Source organism: Corynebacterium sp. ES2794-CONJ1 (assembly GCF_025660615.1).
Classification (GTDB): domain Bacteria; phylum Actinomycetota; class Actinomycetes; order Mycobacteriales; family Mycobacteriaceae; genus Corynebacterium.
Genome location: NZ_JAOTIM010000001.1, coordinates 223,104 through 241,388 on the forward strand (window position 1 = coordinate 223,104; position 18,285 = coordinate 241,388).

General features: G+C 53.3%; 16 protein-coding genes and 6 tRNA genes. 5 read left to right on the forward strand and 17 right to left on the reverse strand.

The window, feature by feature from the left end:
- Positions 1-17: 17 nt before the first annotated feature.
- From pgsA to N7326_RS01075, 12 genes are all read right to left on the reverse strand, one after another.
- Positions 18-659, reverse strand: a complete 642-nt coding sequence (gene pgsA / locus N7326_RS01020) for a phosphatidylinositol phosphate synthase (protein ID WP_259076574.1) — start codon at positions 657-659, stop codon at positions 18-20.
- Positions 652-1,254, reverse strand: coding sequence for an HIT family protein (locus N7326_RS01025; RefSeq protein WP_259076572.1), 603 nt, complete (start codon positions 1,252-1,254; stop codon positions 652-654). The genes pgsA and N7326_RS01025 overlap by 8 nt, the downstream gene beginning before the upstream one ends.
- 178 nt (positions 1,255-1,432) lie before the next feature.
- Positions 1,433-3,502, reverse strand: coding sequence for a threonine--tRNA ligase (gene thrS / locus N7326_RS01030; RefSeq protein ID WP_259076570.1), 2,070 nt, complete (start codon positions 3,500-3,502; stop codon positions 1,433-1,435).
- Positions 3,503-3,736: 234 nt separating this feature from the next.
- Entirely contained in the window at positions 3,737-4,999 is a 1,263-nt protein-coding gene (locus tag N7326_RS01035) for a Dyp-type peroxidase (protein ID WP_263088015.1), read from the reverse strand.
- 151 nt (positions 5,000-5,150) lie between these two features.
- Positions 5,151-5,756, reverse strand: a complete 606-nt coding sequence (locus N7326_RS01040) for a copper chaperone PCu(A)C (protein WP_259157749.1) — start codon at positions 5,754-5,756, stop codon at positions 5,151-5,153.
- Between the two features lie 57 nt (positions 5,757-5,813).
- Entirely contained in the window at positions 5,814-6,422 is a 609-nt protein-coding gene (locus tag N7326_RS01045; RefSeq protein WP_263088016.1) for a copper resistance CopC family protein, read from the reverse strand.
- A 953-nt stretch (positions 6,423-7,375) separates the two neighbouring features.
- Positions 7,376-7,451 (reverse strand) — tRNA-Gly (locus N7326_RS01050).
- Between the two features lie 17 nt (positions 7,452-7,468).
- Positions 7,469-7,543, reverse strand: a tRNA-Val gene (locus N7326_RS01055).
- 5 nt (positions 7,544-7,548) lie between these two features.
- Positions 7,549-7,622 (reverse strand) — tRNA-Cys (locus N7326_RS01060).
- Between the two features lie 36 nt (positions 7,623-7,658).
- Positions 7,659-7,731, reverse strand: a tRNA-Gly gene (locus tag N7326_RS01065).
- Positions 7,732-7,760: 29 nt separating this feature from the next.
- Positions 7,761-7,835, reverse strand: a tRNA-Val gene (locus N7326_RS01070).
- Positions 7,836-7,856: 21 nt separating this feature from the next.
- Positions 7,857-7,929, reverse strand: a tRNA-Gly gene (locus N7326_RS01075).
- 215 nt (positions 7,930-8,144) lie between these two features.
- On the opposite strand from N7326_RS01075, the gene N7326_RS01080 reads away from it, so the two are divergent.
- The 3 genes from N7326_RS01080 (at position 8,145) to msrB (ending at position 10,668) form a co-directional block, all read left to right on the forward strand.
- Complete coding sequence (locus N7326_RS01080) at positions 8,145-8,921, forward strand: dihydrofolate reductase family protein (RefSeq protein ID WP_263088017.1); 777 nt, start codon at positions 8,145-8,147, stop codon at positions 8,919-8,921.
- 39 nt (positions 8,922-8,960) lie between these two features.
- Positions 8,961-10,196, forward strand: coding sequence for a glycosyltransferase family 87 protein (locus tag N7326_RS01085; protein ID WP_263088018.1), 1,236 nt, complete (start codon positions 8,961-8,963; stop codon positions 10,194-10,196).
- Positions 10,197-10,260: 64 nt separating this feature from the next.
- A complete protein-coding gene (msrB, locus tag N7326_RS01090) occupies positions 10,261-10,668 on the forward strand; it encodes a peptide-methionine (R)-S-oxide reductase MsrB (protein ID WP_259076539.1) in 408 nt (135 codons plus the stop codon).
- A gap of 43 nt (positions 10,669-10,711) precedes the next feature.
- Here msrB and hemQ read toward each other — a convergent pair whose 3' ends face one another.
- The gene (gene hemQ / locus N7326_RS01095; protein WP_259076536.1) at positions 10,712-11,416 is read right to left on the reverse strand and encodes a hydrogen peroxide-dependent heme synthase; all 705 of its coding nucleotides are present in this window, start codon (positions 11,414-11,416) and stop codon (positions 10,712-10,714) included.
- 222 nt (positions 11,417-11,638) lie between these two features.
- Here hemQ and N7326_RS01100 point away from each other — a divergent pair, with 222 nt between their 5' ends.
- Entirely contained in the window at positions 11,639-12,253 is a 615-nt protein-coding gene (locus tag N7326_RS01100; RefSeq protein ID WP_259076535.1) for a DUF3000 domain-containing protein, read from the forward strand.
- 6 nt (positions 12,254-12,259) lie between these two features.
- A complete protein-coding gene (locus N7326_RS01105) occupies positions 12,260-13,507 on the forward strand; it encodes an HRDC domain-containing protein (RefSeq protein ID WP_259076533.1) in 1,248 nt (415 codons plus the stop codon).
- On the opposite strand, the gene dxs is transcribed toward N7326_RS01105, so the two are convergent.
- From dxs to N7326_RS01125, 4 genes are all read right to left on the reverse strand, one after another.
- Entirely contained in the window at positions 13,457-15,382 is a 1,926-nt protein-coding gene (dxs, locus tag N7326_RS01110; protein WP_259076532.1) for a 1-deoxy-D-xylulose-5-phosphate synthase, read from the reverse strand. The genes N7326_RS01105 and dxs overlap by 51 nt on opposite strands.
- Positions 15,383-15,556: 174 nt before the next feature.
- Positions 15,557-16,801, reverse strand: a complete 1,245-nt coding sequence (locus N7326_RS01115) for a class I SAM-dependent RNA methyltransferase (protein ID WP_263088019.1) — start codon at positions 16,799-16,801, stop codon at positions 15,557-15,559.
- A gap of 29 nt (positions 16,802-16,830) precedes the next feature.
- Entirely contained in the window at positions 16,831-17,463 is a 633-nt protein-coding gene (locus N7326_RS01120; RefSeq protein WP_396124688.1) for a DUF3159 domain-containing protein, read from the reverse strand.
- A gap of 16 nt (positions 17,464-17,479) precedes the next feature.
- Positions 17,480-18,190, reverse strand: coding sequence for a DUF3710 domain-containing protein (locus N7326_RS01125; protein ID WP_259076528.1), 711 nt, complete (start codon positions 18,188-18,190; stop codon positions 17,480-17,482).
- Positions 18,191-18,285: the final 95 nt, after the last annotated feature.

Here is an 18,285-nt window from a genome sequence, read left to right on the forward strand (position 1 = left end):
ATTCTCATCAGTGGATCTTAAAGCTTCGCCCCGGTTGGTGGAGCAATGGGGTCAAGTGCTCGGGGATCCTTTTTGGCCATGGCTAGACGCTGAATAACAGTAAAGACGCTCCCGACTGCCAAAACCCAGAGAGCTATATCAATAGCCCATGGTACTCCTAGCCCAGTGAGTCCCAGCCCTAGCAAACCAATGATCAGGCGCTCTGCGCGCTCGATGAGCCCACCATCCATGGTCAAGCCACTAGCTTCTCCGCGTGCTTTCACATAGGAGATGACCTGTGAGGCAATAACCACAGTAAAGCTAGCCGCGATCAGGGAATGTGAAGCCTCGTAGCTAAAAATCAGCCACCACGTAATCGAGGCAAATAGCACTCCGTCGGTAATACGATCGCACGTGGCGTCGAGAGTGGCACCAAAAGCCGTGCCCGAGCCGCGCAGCCGTGCCATTGTGCCGTCAATGAGATCAAATGTTGTAAAAAGAGCCGACAGTACAGCTGCTAGAACAAGATGGCCTGTAGGTATCAAGGTCACGGCGATAATAATGGTAATGAATGCTCCGATAACGGTGACAGCATTTGGGGTCAGTCCGACCTGCAATAGCATTTTAGCCAGCGGTTCCGTGAGCACTGCCGCTGGCTTGCGTCCTCGTACGCTAAGCACCGTTCGCTCCAATATCGCTAGGATCTGACTGGGTGAGATCACGCCACCCTGCCGCCAGGAGGCTGCGAGTATCACGCAGCAGTTGCGGCAGTACTTTGGTTCCTTCGATGACTGTCATGAAATTAGCGTCGCCATTCCACCGAGGCACGATATGTAGATGCAAGTGTTCCCCTACGCTCCCACCTGCTGAGCGCCCTAGGTTAAATCCAACATTAATGGCGTCCGGTTGCGACACCTGCTTGAGAACCCGCACTGCCATCTGAGCGAATTGCATGAGTTCGGTCATCTCTGCAGCCGTGAGATCTTCGAGATTCGCTTTCTGCTCATAAGGGACGACCATCATGTGCCCGGCATTGTAGGGGTATAAGTTGAGCACGCAGTACACCAGCTCACCTCGGGCTACGATTAGACCGTCTTCATCGCTGAGCGCTGGGATGCGGATAAAAGGGTTATCACGCTGAGATGATTGGTCATCGTGAGCGCCTTTGTTCACAATATAGTTCATGCGATAGGGAGCCCATAAGCGGATAAGTCGATCTGGGATACCTACTCCAGTATCGACATAATTGGATTGACTATCGTCCACGCTACTCACTTCCCATATCGTGCTTCCCGAATCCTGCACAAGGGCCTACTCACCCTCGCTTCGGCGGTCGAGCTGTCGTTACCCTGTGCCATCACCATCCTATTCTAGATAACAATCAGCACGCACAGACACAGCGGCGGGCTAGCCCAGATCTTTCTGGATCTAGCACCGCCGCGTTCTCGGCTCATTAACGAGCCGCTAATTTTTCCTTAATAATTTCGGCAGATGGCTGGGAATTTTCTCGGCCAAAAATCCAGGCCTCGATGATCGCTACCGCGTCGCCAACGGGAACTCCGTTAACTTGACTACCATCTAGGAAACGGAAGGATACTGCCTGCGCTTCCACATCCCGCTCTCCGGCAAGTAACATAAACGGTGCCTTAGCCTGGGTGTGATTTCGGATCTTTTTCTGCATCCGGTCATCAGAGGTGTCAACGCTCGCACGGATTCCGCGGGCCTGAAGTTGCCCGCACACCATTTCAAGGTGATCTGAGAACGCCTCGGCTACGGGAATACCCACTACTTGGTGCGGAGCTAGCCATGCAGGAAAAGCACCTGCATAGTGCTCGAGAAGCACTCCGAAGAATCTTTCAATCGAACCAAAAAGTGCACGGTGAATCATAATAGGGCGCTTCTTGGACCCGTCAGAGGCAGTGTACTCCAGATCGAAACGTTCTGGCAGATTGAAATCTAGTTGTACCGTGGACATTTGCCACGTGCGCCCAATGGCATCGCGCGCCTGTACCGAGATCTTCGGGCCATAGAAAGCTGCACCTGCCGGGTCGGGTACCAATTCGAGGCCCGAATTGTCTGCGACTCGCTGCAAGATCGCGGTCGATTTCTCCCAAATTTCATCCGAACCCACAAATTTATTGGGGTCCTTGGTGGAAAGCTCAAGGTAGAAATCATCCAAGCCATAATCGCGGAGCAGAGAAATGATGAAATCTAAGACTGTGGTGAGCTCACGCTCGAGTTGGTCCTCGGTACAGTAGATATGCGCGTCATCCTGGGTGAACCCTCGAGCTCGTGTGAGCCCATGTACGACTCCTGATTTTTCGTAGCGGTACACGGTACCAAATTCGAAAAGGCGAAGCGGGAGTTCGCGGTAGGACCGACCTCTCGATGAAAAGATCAGATTGTGCATCGGGCAATTCATGGGCTTGGCATAATAATCCTGCGCCGGCTTAGTAACAGTGCCATCATCAGCACATTCGCCGTCGAGTTGCATAGGAGGGAACATCCCCTCCGCGTAGAAATCGAGATGCCCTGATTTCTGGAAAAGGTCACCCTTAGTAATATGCGGGGTATTAACGAAAGAATAGCCAGAAGCAATATGGCGACGGCGTGAATGCTCCTCCATTTCAAGGCGGACAATCCCGCCGTTGGGGTGGAAGACTGGGAATCCTGAACCAATCTCGTCGGGAAAGGAGAACAGATCAAGTTCCGCGCCCAGTCTGCGGTGATCGCGCTTTTCTGCTTCTTCTAACATATGCTGATATTCAGAGAGGATATCGGCGGATTCCCATGCGGTGCCATAGATTCGCTGGAGGCCGGCCTTGGTCTGGTCGCCGCGCCAGTACGCCGCCGACGAACGCGTCAGGGCGAATGCCGGAATGTACTTGGTGGTAGGGATATGCGGTCCGCGGCACAGATCGTACCATTCAACCTCGCCGCTGCGCGGATTCACATTGTAATATCCCGTTAGTTCCCCTGAACCAACTTCGGTTGCCTCATCAGAAGTAGGATCGACTGAACCTTTGTCCTGTATGAGCTCGAGCTTATAGGGCTCATCTCTCAGCGCTTCCTCTGCCTCAGCTTGCGTGGCATAAACGCGACGTTCAAAACGCTGCCCTGATTTAATAATCTTCTTCATGCGTTTTTCCAAACGCCTGAGATCGTCAGGAGTAAAAGGTTCGGCTACGTCGAAATCGTAGTAGAAACCGTTCTCGATAGCAGGGCCAATTCCGAGTTTTGTCCCAGGGAACTCCGCTTGAACAGCCTGCGCTAAAACGTGAGTGGCGGAGTGGCGGATCACCGCTCGTCCGTCCTCGGTATTAGCGGGAACAGGGGTCAACTCAACGTCTTGATCAGGGATATAGGAGAGATCCCGTAACTGGCCGGTGGCATCCTTAACGCACACAATCGCCTCTGGACCCTTATTGGGTAAGTCCAATTCCCGCATTGCAGCACCGGCGGCTACACCTTGGGGACAAAGAAAAGCGGCATGGGGATTTGCGGCAGCAGTAAGCTGTGCCATATGGGGTGTGCTCCTTTGAGCTCAGGCGCCCCCGTCAGACCTGGACGCGAGCGCAGAAGAATGGGATAAACCGCTACCGACACCATCACTACGAAGGATATGGTCAGACATACGCAGTACGAGGTTGGCAACTAGCAAGCTATTTTAACTGATGCTTGAATCCTTCGAAAATATCGCTTGAGGAGACCGACGAGCCGTTATGTCCGGACTGGGACTCTGATCCACTTCACGAACTTAGGTTTCCAGCAGTGATTGGCCCCAGAAGTGCTCTGGGCCATCCTCTGAAGTTCCAGGCGGTACAATAAACACAGCCGAGCCGATGTGGGTATTCCACTCATTCAACCGGTCGCCGGCATCGAGACGCTTCTGGATCTCAACAAACTGCCGGAGCGGATTCTGCTGGAAACACACAAAGACTAATCCCGAATCCGAGGTACGGGGCGAGCCAGGCTGCGGCGGATCGTCAAAGTTATACGCTCGGCGACGCAACCGTTGCTTTGGTTTATCCGCCGGCGGTGCGGCAAGCGCCATGTGGCTACGCGGGTCGATAACGGGTAATCCAAGCTCATCCGTGGCATCAAAATCTGCGTCGTCGTGCTCGCGCTCGCCTGTCAAGGGAGCGCCCGTGTCGAGGGCGCGACCAAGCGCGACTTCTCGAGAGGTGCGATCGAGGCGCTCCCAGTCATCGAGGTCCATACTGATGCGCCGAACGACCATGCAGCTGCCCCCGTGCGCCCAAGAAGGCGCATCTTGCTCGGAATCGATCCAAATATAGTCGTCATATTCATCCTTGGTGTGAGGATTGACAGTGCCATCAATTTGACCGAATAGATTGCGGGGAGTTTCGTCGGGTTTGAGAGCCCCATTGGCATTGAGGAAGCCCTCTTGCACCCAGCTCACCTGAGCAAAATCGAGAGCTGCTAGTTGCATGCGTCGGCTAGCGAAAGCGAGGGTTAGGGGATCATCGGAGCATATTTGCAACACCATATCCGCCTCGCCCCACCGGGGGTCTAGAGCGTCGCGCTCGAAGGCAGGCAGCGGCCCCAACCACGATGGTCGCTGGTCCGCTGCACCGATGATATCGAAGAGTCTTGCTCCGAATCCGCAGGTAATGGTGAGATTAGCTGGCTTATTGATCATTTCGGGCTCAAGGGAGCCTAAAGGGGCCTGACCGCGACACAGTCGACGAGCATCTTCCGTCCACAGCTTCATCAAGCGGCGTACCGATTCGCGATCATTATTGGAAAAAAGTTGAAACGCGACGACTCGCAGCAAGGCCTGTGCAGGAGTTGCTATCCCTGCCTGGTGCGGACCGTCAAAAGGTACACGAGCGTTTTCTAGGAAGGGGTCCGCATCGGTGTCAGCTGGCTGAGCTTCAGCTAGAGGAGTCGAGATTACCGAAGCGGCGCCGACGGATGCCCCCGCGCCGAGGAGAAAATCCCTCCGGCTAAATCCACTCGAATTGCGTCCCGCGTTATGCGGACACCCCGTACTCATTATTGCATCACCTTAAAAATGTCGTTGTGCGGGCACTAGGACTCGCAGCCTTATGAAAAGCGTGTGAATGATCGAAAGTGGGAGGAGGAAATATCCCAAGAAATTCCCCGCTCCCACCATCACTATTTATCCCATACTCAATGCGATGGAATTATTTCTCCATCTTCTCCATCTTATCGTCATGGTCCATCTTGTCGTGGTCCATGTGGTCCATGGAATAGTCCTCGTCGCCAGCGGAGATAGTCCGTACTGGGATATCTTCAAATTCCAGCTCTGAACCGTCGGCTAGACGCAACTCGATATCGAGATCGTCACCGGCCAGCACCGGTTCCGTGAGACCCAAAATCATGAAGTGGTCATGACCAGGCTCGAGAACAGCAGTCTGACCTGCCGGGATCATTAGACCATCAAGCTTCTGCTGCATTTTTCCATCGACAACCTCGTGAATCTCGAACTTCGCGGCATCAATATCAGCACTGAAGCTGGTGATGTGGAGATCTTGATCAGAGTTATTGTGCAGCACACCGAAAATGGCGGTCATTCCACTGTCCACACCAGCAGCTTTAACGTAAGCATCGGAGAACGTCAGGGCTGGCGTATCTTCCAGGATTTCCTCTTCTGGGGAAATCGTGGTAGCGATGGGGTCCTCGATCAAAGGAGAGCCAGCCTCTTTATCGGAGCAGCCAACCAGGGCGAGCCCGGTGAGAGCAACAGCGGAAGCGGCGAGTCCAGCTCGACGTACGAATAAAGATTTCATTGGAATATATTCCTCCGGTTAGATTTGTTGAGATTAATTGGGTATTTCCCTCAGTGCTTAGCGGCCATTTTTAGGTTTGCCACCTTTATTCCTCTGGCGTTGGCGGGCAATTGCTAGCGCCACAATAATAGCACTAAGCGCCACTACACCTAGCAGCCACAACCACCACTGCTGTGAGTCCGATGTAGTGTCTGCGGGATCGATTGCAGCTGATTCCGACGGGCGAGCAGCCGTTATTTCTGGAGTAGTCGAGGGTGCGCCAGAGGCGGTCCCTTGAACTGTGAACGTGGTTTTCCCGCGGGTTGAATGCCCATCGGAGGAAGTAATTTGGAAGCCTATGGTGTACGCCCCAGGCGGCAGAATAAGATCAGATGGCATATCAAGACTTACTAGTCGACCGTCTACCTCAGGTTCCCCGCTCGTAATAATGGTGCGGTTTTGGTCAGTCAAGGCCATAGAGTTGAATCCCTCTTTTGGCTCAGCAGAGAACTCGAGGACCAGCCGACGTGGGGTGCCGTCAATGGCCTCCCCATCGGCTGGCGAACCACCGACCACCACATCATGTGCTTGCGCATGATGGATAAAGTCTGGGAATAAAGCCCCGACACTCATCGGTAATGCGCTGAGGCAGCCTATGGTGGCAACTTTTCGCACTAATACCTTCATATATCCTCATTCTCGTCTTGATATTCTACTTCGAAGCGTACTACGACTAGGGATTTTCTGCCTCCTTTAGCCCACCTGGCTATATCCGTGAGGACGGAGAGAGACATTGATCTCTCAATCCCTTTGGGTTACGCCTATTACCCCTCATTAGTTTGGTGCTGAGTTTAAAATACCCAGCCGGCCCTCGATATTGTCCTTAGATGATCCGGGAAATTCCTTGTGGGATCCACGCTGCATCACCTCAACGATCCATAATGCCTTGACTCATAGGCACTGAACGAAAGTATATTCCAGTTTCTAGTCTTCCTAGACTCCGTCCTCAAAGAGCACTTTGGCCACATTCGGCTGACCGTAGTTCAACGCTAACTTCTCCACACGCGCGCAGTTGGGACTTGACTATATGGGAGTAGAGATGAGGTTAGGAGAGGAAGAGTGGTGATTGTGCTCCTCCTTCGCTGCCGCCCGCCGGTGGACGGGGAATATGCCGTGCTTTGATTTGAAAATCAGCAGATCTCAAGCTCGTTGTCCTTTGTGAGGACGTTCGTACAAACCGAGATATTCTCGTTGCGCAATCAGGGTTATGAGGATGAGGCTACGACCCCTATGGAAGAGAGATAGTCAGTAAAAATGCCGCACCAAGCGCAGGGCTCCCACACATATAAGGGGTTCACCCGGTAAAGAAATTCGATGGGCGATTGGGGCATGCCGCAGACCTCTCACTCCAGTGATGTCAGTTCCGAAAGCCAAATATAGGGGTTGGTGCGGATTCGCAGATCTCTGAGCACGCCCCCCCCCCCGACGTACCTGATGGCTTGTCCGCGGTACAGCGTTAATCTGATGGCCCAGGCGATTTATCGCACTCTACTTATCAAGATATTTGTTGCTAATAGAAAGCACCCAGCAGGGACAAATGCCTCGATTGTATTGGGCATAAGTATCAGCTGGGTGATGTATGGAGCGGATGACGAGACTCGAACTCGCGACCCTCACCTTGGCAAGGTGATGCGCTACCAACTGCGCTACATCCGCATGAGTTTGTCAAGGGTTGGTGCGCGATACTGGGATCGAACCAGTGACCTCTTCCGTGTGAAGGAAGCGCTCTCCCGCTGAGCTAAACGCGCAAAATTGGAGGTGGAAACGGGAATCGAACCCGTGTGCACGGTTTTGCAGACCGTTGCCTCACCACTCGGCCATTCCACCGTGGCATTCCTGCCTCGGAGCACTGAAGAGTGCCTGAGCGGATGACGAGACTCGAACTCGCGACCCTCACCTTGGCAAGGTGATGCGCTACCAACTGCGCTACATCCGCATATATTGTTTTAAAGAGCTTCTTTGCTCTGGTGCGCGATACTGGGATTGAACCAGTGACCTCTTCCGTGTCAGGGAAGCGCTCTCCCGCTGAGCTAATCGCGCATAGCTTTGTGTTCAAAGCTGAGCGGATGACGAGACTCGAACTCGCGACCCTCACCTTGGCAAGGTGATGCGCTACCAACTGCGCTACATCCGCAGACGACATTCCATGGTAGGGATTTTGTCGTGCGGATGAAACTTTAATGCCTCATTGCATCTGAACGCAAATCCACGAGCCAAAACCCCATTGAGCTGGAGCTGAGCAGATTTCGCAGATTTTTTAGGCCCTAGGAAGTCAGATGGCGGTGATGCCGCGCACTGAACCCGCTAAATCCCAAACCTGACACTTCGTTATTATTAGACTCATTAGTCATGAGCGCTCCGGTTGTTTACCCTGTAATTTTGCCCGCTGGCGACACTCCACCACCTGATTTCCTCACCCACCAGGTGGGTCTCAGCACTGTGAGATTTGATTTTGGCACTCGGCTGATAGGGATCACAAGCATTAATGGGTCATCGACTCTTGCAGGCACCAGTGGGGGGTTGGGCAATGCTGTAGATCAAGCTTTATTACTGTATATGCGAGCTCTTTCCGACGTCGTTTTCGTGGGCGCGCAAACGATTCGTAGCGAAAAATACGGCCCCATAGTGGAAAATCTTCAAAGTCAACGTATTCGCCGCACATTTGGGCGCGATCTACCGCCTCGGATTGCTACTCTTACAGCAACACTGGATTTTTCTGGTGCAGCGGAATTTTTTGCTGGCACGCCCCCACTGATTTTCACTACCTTTAAAGCTGCGAGAAGATATCCAGAGCGCCTAGCATTCGTGAAGAATCAAGGAGCCGAGGTGATTTTTAGCGCCAATCTCAGCCCGCGCTACTGCGTTGGTTGGCTACGACGAGCTGGAATGACGAATATTTGCGTGGAAGGTGGAACGAGTGTCATCACCGATCTGATGTCAGCGGATCTGGTTGATCACCTTCATCTCACTTTGAGCCCGTGCATCATTGATAGCTCGAATCTTCGCCTATTTGGGAACCACATCGACGACGCGCGTCACTTTCAACTCCATTCTCTCGCGGCGACCGATGATGGAACCGTTTTCCTCCACTACGAACGATCGAAACGATATATGGTTGAAGATTGAAGAATTTTAGACTCCGTTCGAAGGTAGGGTGGGACTGCAGTGGCATTAGCTATCCAGCAAAAACTTGATTCCTTGTGGGTGCGCCGCGCGCCTCAGCATGCTCGTGACCACCACCCAGCACCGCGCGGGACTTCCATGGACGCTATTGGCAATGCGTGCCTATGGCCGTTGGCTCTCCTGCTCGTGGTTCACCGGTTATTCTTCCTCGCCATCAACGGTTCGATCACTGACGATTATACGACCGTCTATACGGCGCTACGCCGCTTTATCGAGGGTGTCAACGTTTATAATGAAAATTACACATTCGTTGATCCGCATTATCTATACAACCCCGGCGCGACACTCATCCTAGCGCCTCTCGCCTTTCTTGAGCCCTTTGCTGCGGCGCGCTTTGCTTTCATTTGCTGTAACGCCGCCGCGATCATTGTGTCATTGGGGCTACTAACGCGCCTGAGCGGCTTTAAGCTTTCCTCTCTAGCCTTCCCCACCGCGATTAGCATCGCCTTTATGACAGAAGCGGTGCAGAACACGCTTGTCTTTTCTAATATCAACGGAGTTTTACTGTTGATTTTCACCGGCTTTATTATTTGCCTGTGGTCGGAGCGCACGGTATGGGCAGGTATCCTCATCGGCTTTGCCATATTGATCAAGCCTATTTTCTTGCCCCTGCTTTTCTTGCCCGCTGTTCGCGGACAAATTTCGACAATCCTTGCTGGTTTAGGGGTACCGCTTATTCTCAATCTCGTTGCATGGCCTATTATCCCAGGCGCCAATGACTATATCCGGCGCACTATCCCGTATTTGGGCGAGGTGCGCGATTACGCCAATGCATCATGGCAGGGATTCTCCGTCTACTTTGGTCTGCAGCCGTTTCTCGCCACGGGTGTGTGGGTTCTTTTCGCCTCGATAGTTGTTGTTGGTGTTATCTTCTTGCTGAGGATTCGACTCACCGATCCTCTCGTATGGATCACGACGACGTCTGCACTCATTCTCAGTGGGGTTTTTCTGCTGTCGTCGCTCGGTCAAATGTATTATTCGATGCTGCTTTTCCCTTTTGTTTTTACGGTATTCTCGCGAATGAGCGTGCTGCATTCGTGGGGTGCCTGGGCTGGTCTATACCTGGCACTAGCGCCGCTCGATTACGGATCAATCGTGAGTCCACAGCTGGGCTGGTGGCTCAATGTCTATCAAGCTACCGCCGGTTGGGCATTGCTTATCGTTGCTATATCCACCACGGCGGTACGGTGGACATTGATGGAGGGGAAGCAGCTCTAGACGCCCCTGGTGATCTTTGGTAGGTTTCTAGTATTAAGCACACCCAATTTAATAAGGAGATGCAATGACTGACTTTAGGAAACTTAGCGATTCCCAATGGCGCGAGCGCCTCAACTCCGAAGAATACCGAGTGCTACGCCAGGCTGGAACCGAAGCTCCACACACCGGACAGTATACTAATACAACAACATCGGGGATTTACTCCTGCCGGGCCTGTGGCACGGAGCTGTTTCGCTCCACGGAGAAATTCGACTCTCATTGCGGCTGGCCTTCTTTTTTCTCCCCGCTAGCTGGAGATCGGATCATTGAACGTGAAGACCGCTCACTAGGGCACGTCCGTACGGAAGTCATATGCGCACACTGCCACTCCCATTTGGGCCACGTTTTTTCGGGCGAGGGCTATGACACACCTACCGATCTGCGTTATTGCATCAACTCCGTATGCTTAACTCTGCAACCGGAGCAACCTTGAGCAATTGGCAGTAAAAAATCCCCGCCATATAGCGGGGTTTTTTCTATGGGAGAGCTTTAATTAGCTCGGCGAGATCTGTCACCCTCCGCCCTGTAAAGAAGGGTAGCTCCTCGCGAACATGCAGCCTAGCCTCCGTGTAGCGCATATCATGCATCAGATCAACGATACGATGAAGTTCCGGTGCCTCAAAGGCCAGCATCCACTCATAATCGCCAAGGGTAAAGGATGGGACGGTATTTGCCCGCACATCAGGATATCCCCGGGCTTGCCTGCCGTGTTCAGCAAGAATCCGACGGCGATCTTTAGCATCCATTACATACCAGTCGTAGGAACGAACGAAAGGGTAGACACAAATCCACGCACCTGGATCTTCGCCCATAATGAAACTAGGAAGATGGGATTTATTAAATTCGCTAGGGCGGTGCAGGCCATTTCCGAACCAGACAGCTGTTGATTTTCGCCCCAGCTTAGTCTCACGCCTGAAGCTTGTGAGGGCTTTCTGAATATCTTCCCACTGCTCCGCATGCCACCAGATCATGAAGTCCGCCTCAGCCCGACAACCCGCAAGATCATAAAGACCCCGCACCGTGATCAAACCTGAGTTTGCCATCTTTGTAAAAAATTCTTGAGCATCAGCCGCAATCTCGGCCTCCCCTTCGTGTACCGCCAAAGGCTGCACCTTGAATACAGCAAATTGTGAGTACCGCTGAATGTTATTGAGCTCTTCGAAGTTTAGTTTCTCTGCCATCTAAAAGATCCTTTGCACTGCCGGCCGACTGGTTGGAGCGGGATATCTGCCCCGCACTTTAGAACTAAACCCATTATATCGACACTCATCCAAAAGATTGAACCCCAACTAGAATATAAGTATGGTTCTCATCACGCAGGCTGGCCTAATATCCGGCATCTTTCCGCCCATAGGCGGCGTGGCAACTCACAGAAGCTTAGATTTTTCGATACCTTTTGATTCGTGACCGAAAATCCCAAATCTCCACCCCCCAAAGAGTCTGGCTCAGACGAGGCCATACCGGAGAACTTCTCGCGCGCCGTGGAGTCCATGCACCAGGCTCAGCTACGCCCAGAAATCTCTCTCGGCACCATTCGCCCACCACAGCGGCTTGCACCTTTTTCCCATGCCATTGGCTTGGAGGTCATTCATGATGATCAACCGCTGACAACACACAGCGACGATGACGCATTCGGTCGGCTGATCCTGCTTCATGACCCACACGCTGAGGATACTTGGGATGGTGATATGCGCTTAGTTGCGTATATCCAGGCCGATATGGATTCCCAAGTAGCAGCTGACCCTCTTCTTCCGGAGGTAGCGTGGCAGTGGTTAGCGGAGGCACTTGAAGGCGTTGGGTATACGAATTTAGGGGGAACAGTCACCTCCACCACATCTGTTCGCTTCGGGGAGATTGGTGGCCCACCATCGGCATACCAGCTCGAGATGCGAGCATCGTGGACCGCTAGCGAAAGCGATCTGAGCACTCACGTCGCAGCCTTTGCGGAAATCTTAGCTCATGTCGCTGGTCTGCCACCCGAGGGTGTGCGCGAATTAGATTCAGTGAACTCTAAGTAGAAGAATATGTCCAGAATCTTGGGTGTCCCACGCGAAGGAACCCCCTCCGTGGCCACAGGCGCCCGCGAAATAGCCGCTGCGGTCAGTGTCTTGGAATTCGGCTACGGCCCTTTTGCCATCGATACTGAACGGGCCGCAGGTTTTCGCTATGACGACCGAGTCTTTCTGCTCCAGGTTCGCCGCGAGGGGGCTGGAACAGTGTTGTTCGACGTCGAAAGTGATCGCGCAGCCACTTCAACATATCTGGAACCAATCCTTAATGGCGCCGATTGGATTCTCCATGCAGCAATATCGGACCTACCCAGCCTAGCGGCCCTTGGCCTGCATCCAGGGAGACTTTTCGATACCGAAATAGCTGGACGGCTTTTAGGCTACGACAAGGTCAACCTTGCAGCTATGGTTCAGCATTACTTTGATCGGGAGCTGCTCAAGGGCCACGGAGCCGAAGACTGGTCTAGGCGGCCCCTTCCTCAGGAGTGGATTAACTATGCCGCTCTCGATGTGGAGTTGCTCATCGAATTAGCTCGCCTTATGGCCAAAGATCTCAAGGATGCAGGAAAAATCACTTGGATAGAACAGGAATGCCAGTTCGTTCAGACTCGCTTTGCCCACTACCAAGCCCCATCAAGACTGTGGACCGACACCAAAGGCCTTAACTCTCTGAAAACCCCCCAAAAATTAGCTGTTGCCCGCGCCCTATGGCAGGAGCGTGAACGAGAGGGTTCGATGGAAGATCTGGCCCCGTCTGCAATTTTGCCGGATCGGGTTTTGGTGGCTCTAGCATCGTCCATGCCGACTCATGCCTCTAAAGTTCTCCGCACCAAGGGCTACCCTCACCGGCTTCGCTCTCGGGCTACGACGTGGGCGAAAATTATTGCAGAGGCCAAGAGAACTGACTCAGCTCTATGGCCAGATCCGCTCGAACTTCCCCACAAAGTGCACACCACATCAGGCGGTGAGATCACCGTATTATCCAAACGTGCTATACAGCAGCACTACCCTGCAGTCTACGAAGAACTGGAGTGGGTAAATAGTCAGCTGGCCAAAAGAGCAGCTGAGTTAGCTGTGCCGCAAGAGAATATCATCACTCCAGCCGATAGCCGCGCTCTGGTGTGGGCGATTGCCCACGAGGGTCTCGTCAGCAGCGAACGGGAACTGCAGAGCTACCTAAAGGATGTTGGGGTACGCCCTTGGCAGGCGGGACTAGTATTCCGGATTTTCAGCCGTCTCATCAATAGGGCACGACGCCACTAAGGTTTCAATCCATCCCTGCAACGACGCTGTAATGCCGCGAGCATCCAAACCTACCTCCGCAAGTAATTCATTGCGGCTGGCATGTTCCGGAAAGATTTCAGGGAAAGCTAACTGCCGAATCGGGGTATCGATATCGCTTGCTGCTAGAGATTCCGCGATCATCGATCCGATGCCACCATGGATAACGCCGTCCTCAATGGTAACGACGAGATCATGGTCGAGTGCCATTTCGAGAATGGAGGGGGCGACGGGCACCACCCAACAGGGATCAATCACCGTAAAGTCCACTGGTATATGTGTGCAAGCCTCAACCGCCGAGAGGGCCGGCTCAGCCATAGGACCCACCGCAATGACAAGTATCTTCTTCTCTGCGTCTCGAGCCGAGCTATAGAGGACTTCCACACCATCTGCACGTTTTTCCAGGGCCGGAAAGACTGGGGGCAGTGCCCCTTTTGGAAAGCGCACAACGCTGGGCCCTTGAATCTCTATTGCCTCATCGAAAAGCTCACGTAATTTTAGCCCATCTCGCGGGGCGGCCACGTGGATACCCGGGACTATGCCAGTAATCGCAAAATCCCAAACGCCGTTGTGGCTTGCTCCGTCGCTCCCGGTGACGCCAGCGCGGTCGAGAACCAGGGTAACGGGCTGTTTTAAAAGAGCTACGTCCATGAGGAGTTGATCAAAAGCCCGATTGAGAAATGTCGCGTATACCGCAACCACGGGGTGTAAACCCCCCAGCGCCAAGCCGGCTGCTGAGGTCAAGGCGTGCTGTTCGGCGATGCCAACATCAAAAAAACGTGCGGGAAAGCGCTGCTGAAAGGGCACCAGTCCGGTAGGGCCCGCCATCGCTGCTGTAATGGCAACGATATCATCGCGGCGTCCCCCGGCCGCTACCAACGCCTTACTGAAAATCGCCGTCCAACCAGGAGAATCTTTGGAGACAGGTAGTCCAGAAACAGGATCAATAGCGCCGGTGGAGTGCATGAGTTCCGCTGCGTCATTTTCAGCAGGTGGATAGCCGCGACCTTTTTCTGTAACGACGTGAACGATAAGAGGACCTTCGAAATCACGAGCATAGTTGAGAACATCTTCGAGAGCTTCGGAATCGTGGCCATTGACAGGACCAACATATTTTATTCCCAGCTCATTGAACATCTCTGTGGGTATGACTGTGGATTTGAGCCCCTCCTTAAACGCATGGAGTGCATCAAAAGTTCGCTCCCCCACCCAGCCGAGACGCTTAAGGGTATATTTGCCGTGCTCCATCACTCTGTCATACGTAGGGAGAGTGCGTAGCTTTTTTAGATTCTCCGCGAAACCACCGATTGTGGGCGAGTAACTGCGCCCATTGTCGTTGACAACGATTACGACTTTGCGTTTTTTGGAGGCGGCAATATTATTGAGCGCCTCCCAGCACATGCCACCTGTTAAAGCGCCGTCTCCTACTACTGCGACGACACAGCGATCGGTTTCCCCTTTGATTTCAAAAGCCTTAGCCAGTCCGTCTGCATAGCTTAAAGAAGCAGAGGCGTGAGACGACTCAACCCAGTCGTGCGGAGATTCTTTCCGAGACGTATAGCCAGATAGTCCACCCTTTTGCCGAAGAGTATCAAATTGGTTCATGCGCCCCGTCAGCATTTTATGCACGTAAGACTGGTGGCTGGTGTCGAAAATGATTGGATCTTTAGGCGAATCAAAGACTCGGTGCAGTGCGATGGTGAGTTCCACAACGCCTAAGTTCGGCCCCAAGTGGCCTCCGGTGGCGGCTACTTTCTCAACTAAGAATTCTCGTATTTCCTCAGATAGCTGCGCCAAATCTTCAGGCTTGAGCCTCTTGACATCAGCGGGGTGTGTAAGTGTTGCGAGAATACTCATGGGCGAAAGAGAAACCTTTGTCCTTTCTCATACTGATCGAAAATCGGTCCTCTCCGATCAGATTTGGAGGGAGTCCACAGGGTCACTGTTTTTCCCACGCACTAATAGTTATTGTCCATCATATCGGCTGAGCGTCTCAGACGGCTAATACTCATTCTACCCCGTAACTTAAGCCTAAGAGCGCAGGAAGAGGCCCATGCTTTCCAGATGATGGGTGCCAGGGAAAGCGTCAATCATCACGCACTCAGAGAAAATATACCCCTGATCGACAAATCGTCGCACATCTCTCGCAAAGGTCGCAGGGTCACAACCGATATGAATAACGATATCCGGTTGAGCAGCAGCAATACCCTCGATAACCCCTGACGCAGCCCCGGTACGAGGCGGGTCGAGGACTACGATATCCGGGTTTGGCAACTCTCCCAGGGCAGCCTCAACGGAATTAGTAATAAAGGTTATCCCCCTATCGAAAGCCTTTCGCCCCGCGCGCGCTGATCCCGGAGATGTTTCCACCGAGTAAATTGTGGCTTGGGGGTTTGACCCTTCCCGAATGGCTGGAACGAGCGCCCCCACTCCCCCATAGAGGTCCCAAGCTAGCAACTCGTGAGACTTAGGACCGTAGTTTTTCAACCACGAGGTAATCTGCTGCGAATACGTTTCGAGGGCAGCCACATGAGCTTGCCAGAATGCTGTTGCTGGGATCTTAAAAGTATATCCAGCGACTTTTTGGATAGCGTGATCGCTGCCTTCTATGATCTTTGTGATGGTTTCACTCCGCTGCCCGCGAGGCGCTTTGGAGATCTCGACGATATGACGGTTATGATCGTCGTCCATGACCACGATCACCTCTGCATGAGGGGTAAAACGACGCGCCTCTTCTCCCACCACTGAATCAAGCAGTCCTGGCACTGCTTGAGCACACGGGGCCGCAGATATAACGTCATTCGACCGGAGAGCCCGCATTCCCGCGCGTCCTTGGTCGTCAACACCCAATCGCATGCGGGTCCGCCACCCCTGATAAGGATTGAGTGCCAGTTGCTGGATGTCGGGCAGATTTTCTAGTCCACCGAGGCGGGTGAGTTGGTCTCGCAAGATGGTGGTCTTTAAGCCCACGGCGCTTTTGGGTTCAAGGTCTCCAAAGTCGCAACAGCCGGCGCCTAGAGCAGCTGCGGGACACCGTTGTTCGACCCTCGCGGGTGCTGGTTCGAGGACATCGATGAGTAGCGCTCTGGCAAAGTTCCGCTTCACCTTAGTGACCTCAGCTAGGACAGTATCACCTGGGTAGGAGCTTTGGACAAAGATCACTCGGCCGTCGAAGATGGCGATACCCTCCCCACCGTGGGCCACTCGCGAGATCTTGAGCTCGAGTCGCTGCCCCGTGGACAGTTTTGGTTCAGTGGAACTGGGGTAAAAGTTCATGACAATAACCTAGTTTTCGTCGTTGTTGGTTAATCCGCAGGCGTGGTTTTGAGGGCCGCGGTGGCTTTGCGCACCATGACTACGGTAAATACCATGACGAGTGCGGACAGTGGCCACCCCATCAGCAGACGCGCTATGGCCAGGGAATTGGTGGCATCGGAATTATAGAAAAAGTTTTGAACATAAAAGCGCACGGCAAAAACCACAGCCCACCCCGCGGTGGCCCAGGTATAAGCCCTAACTGCCTGCGGGTTTTTTTGCCACGCCATGCCGTCCCCGTTGATCCCTTTCCATATCACTCCGACCAAGGGCCATCGCACAATAATGGATACAATGAAGATCGCTGCATACAAGGCCGATATCCAAATTCCGAAAAGGAAGTAGCCTTTCGCGGACCCGGTATACCAAGCGATGCCGGCCGCAATAGCCACGCCAAAAAAGCCGGAAATGGCGGGCTGGAGATTCTCTTTACGCACAAGGCGCCACACTAGGATTGCCACGGCCACTAGAAGTGCTGCTGCGATACCAGAATGCAGCCCCCATCTATTGTTGACGGGCACAAAGGTGATCACAGGTACACTCGATGCGACTAGACCCCCGAGGCCGCCCATTTGGTCTATAAGATTGGGTTTTGTCTCAGAATTAGATTGGTGATCGTTCACAGATAGTCTCCTGGACTTAATTCAAAGACACGGAGTTATTGGGGAAACCTCGACCGTTGTTCTGCTGGGAGCGGCGTTGCATCTCCTGGGCGACCTGTTCAGCCAAAGGCTGCGGAAGAGCTACCGGCAAAGAGGTACCAGGAAGAATCGGATCGTTGCCACGGTAGACGAAAGTACGCGCCGCTATCTCGCGGCCCAAGGCTGCCATATCATCGGCTTTATCGAGCGGGGCCGCCAAGGTCATACGTAGCATCCAGCGAGGGCCATCAACGCCGATGACACGGATGGTTCCGCCCTGTTGCGGGGCTGCCCCCACAATTTCCGGTCCCCAGGGGCCCATTTCTTCGCTCACACTGAGACCTTGTTTGCTCATGTCCGCGGTGATTTCTGCGCGAGCCTCATCCCAGTGTCCTCCAGAACGAGGGGCGGCAAAGGCAACCGGTGTGCAACGACCATATTCAGTGAGGACATGGAGCATCGTAGGACCGTTGGGTCCCATCTCAACCTGCACCTCGGAACCTATAGGGAGCGGCACCTGTAGGGAACCTAGATTGAGGATGCCTTGGGCAAAGTCTCCAAACTCGAACTCATCGATATCGACCGAGTCGCCGTCGAAAGGCCCCATGCCCCCATTAACGGCGTCATGAGCTGGGTGAGCTTCGAGCGGCTCTGTCTCGGACTTGTGGGGGGCACTACTATTATCTTTTGAGAACGGCCAGAGTGACATGTCCAGATACCTCTTTATCATTATATTTACGTCATGTGGCGCCAGCTAGAACGCCTGATTAAATCTCAGCGCCTTAGAGCCATTATCTCTCAGCG

Coding starts and splice junctions, on each gene's coding strand:
- thrS (WP_259076570.1), bottom strand. CDS start 3,502: ATGGCACAGCTTACTGCTGCCGCAAATCCCCATGCCGCTTTTCTTTGT.
- N7326_RS01035 (WP_263088015.1), bottom strand. CDS start 4,999: ATGAGTACGGGGTGTCCGCATAACGCGGGACGCAATTCGAGTGGATTT.
- N7326_RS01040 (WP_259157749.1), bottom strand. CDS start 5,756: ATGAAATCTTTATTCGTACGTCGAGCTGGACTCGCCGCTTCCGCTGTT.
- N7326_RS01045 (WP_263088016.1), bottom strand. CDS start 6,422: ATGAAGGTATTAGTGCGAAAAGTTGCCACCATAGGCTGCCTCAGCGCA.
- N7326_RS01080 (WP_263088017.1), top strand. CDS start 8,145: ATGAGCGCTCCGGTTGTTTACCCTGTAATTTTGCCCGCTGGCGACACT.
- msrB (WP_259076539.1), top strand. CDS start 10,261: ATGACTGACTTTAGGAAACTTAGCGATTCCCAATGGCGCGAGCGCCTC.
- hemQ (WP_259076536.1), bottom strand. CDS start 11,416: ATGGCAGAGAAACTAAACTTCGAAGAGCTCAATAACATTCAGCGGTAC.
- N7326_RS01105 (WP_259076533.1), top strand. CDS start 12,260: ATGTCCAGAATCTTGGGTGTCCCACGCGAAGGAACCCCCTCCGTGGCC.
- dxs (WP_259076532.1), bottom strand. CDS start 15,382: ATGAGTATTCTCGCAACACTTACACACCCCGCTGATGTCAAGAGGCTC.
- N7326_RS01115 (WP_263088019.1), bottom strand. CDS start 16,801: ATGAACTTTTACCCCAGTTCCACTGAACCAAAACTGTCCACGGGGCAG.
- N7326_RS01125 (WP_259076528.1), bottom strand. CDS start 18,190: ATGTCACTCTGGCCGTTCTCAAAAGATAATAGTAGTGCCCCCCACAAG.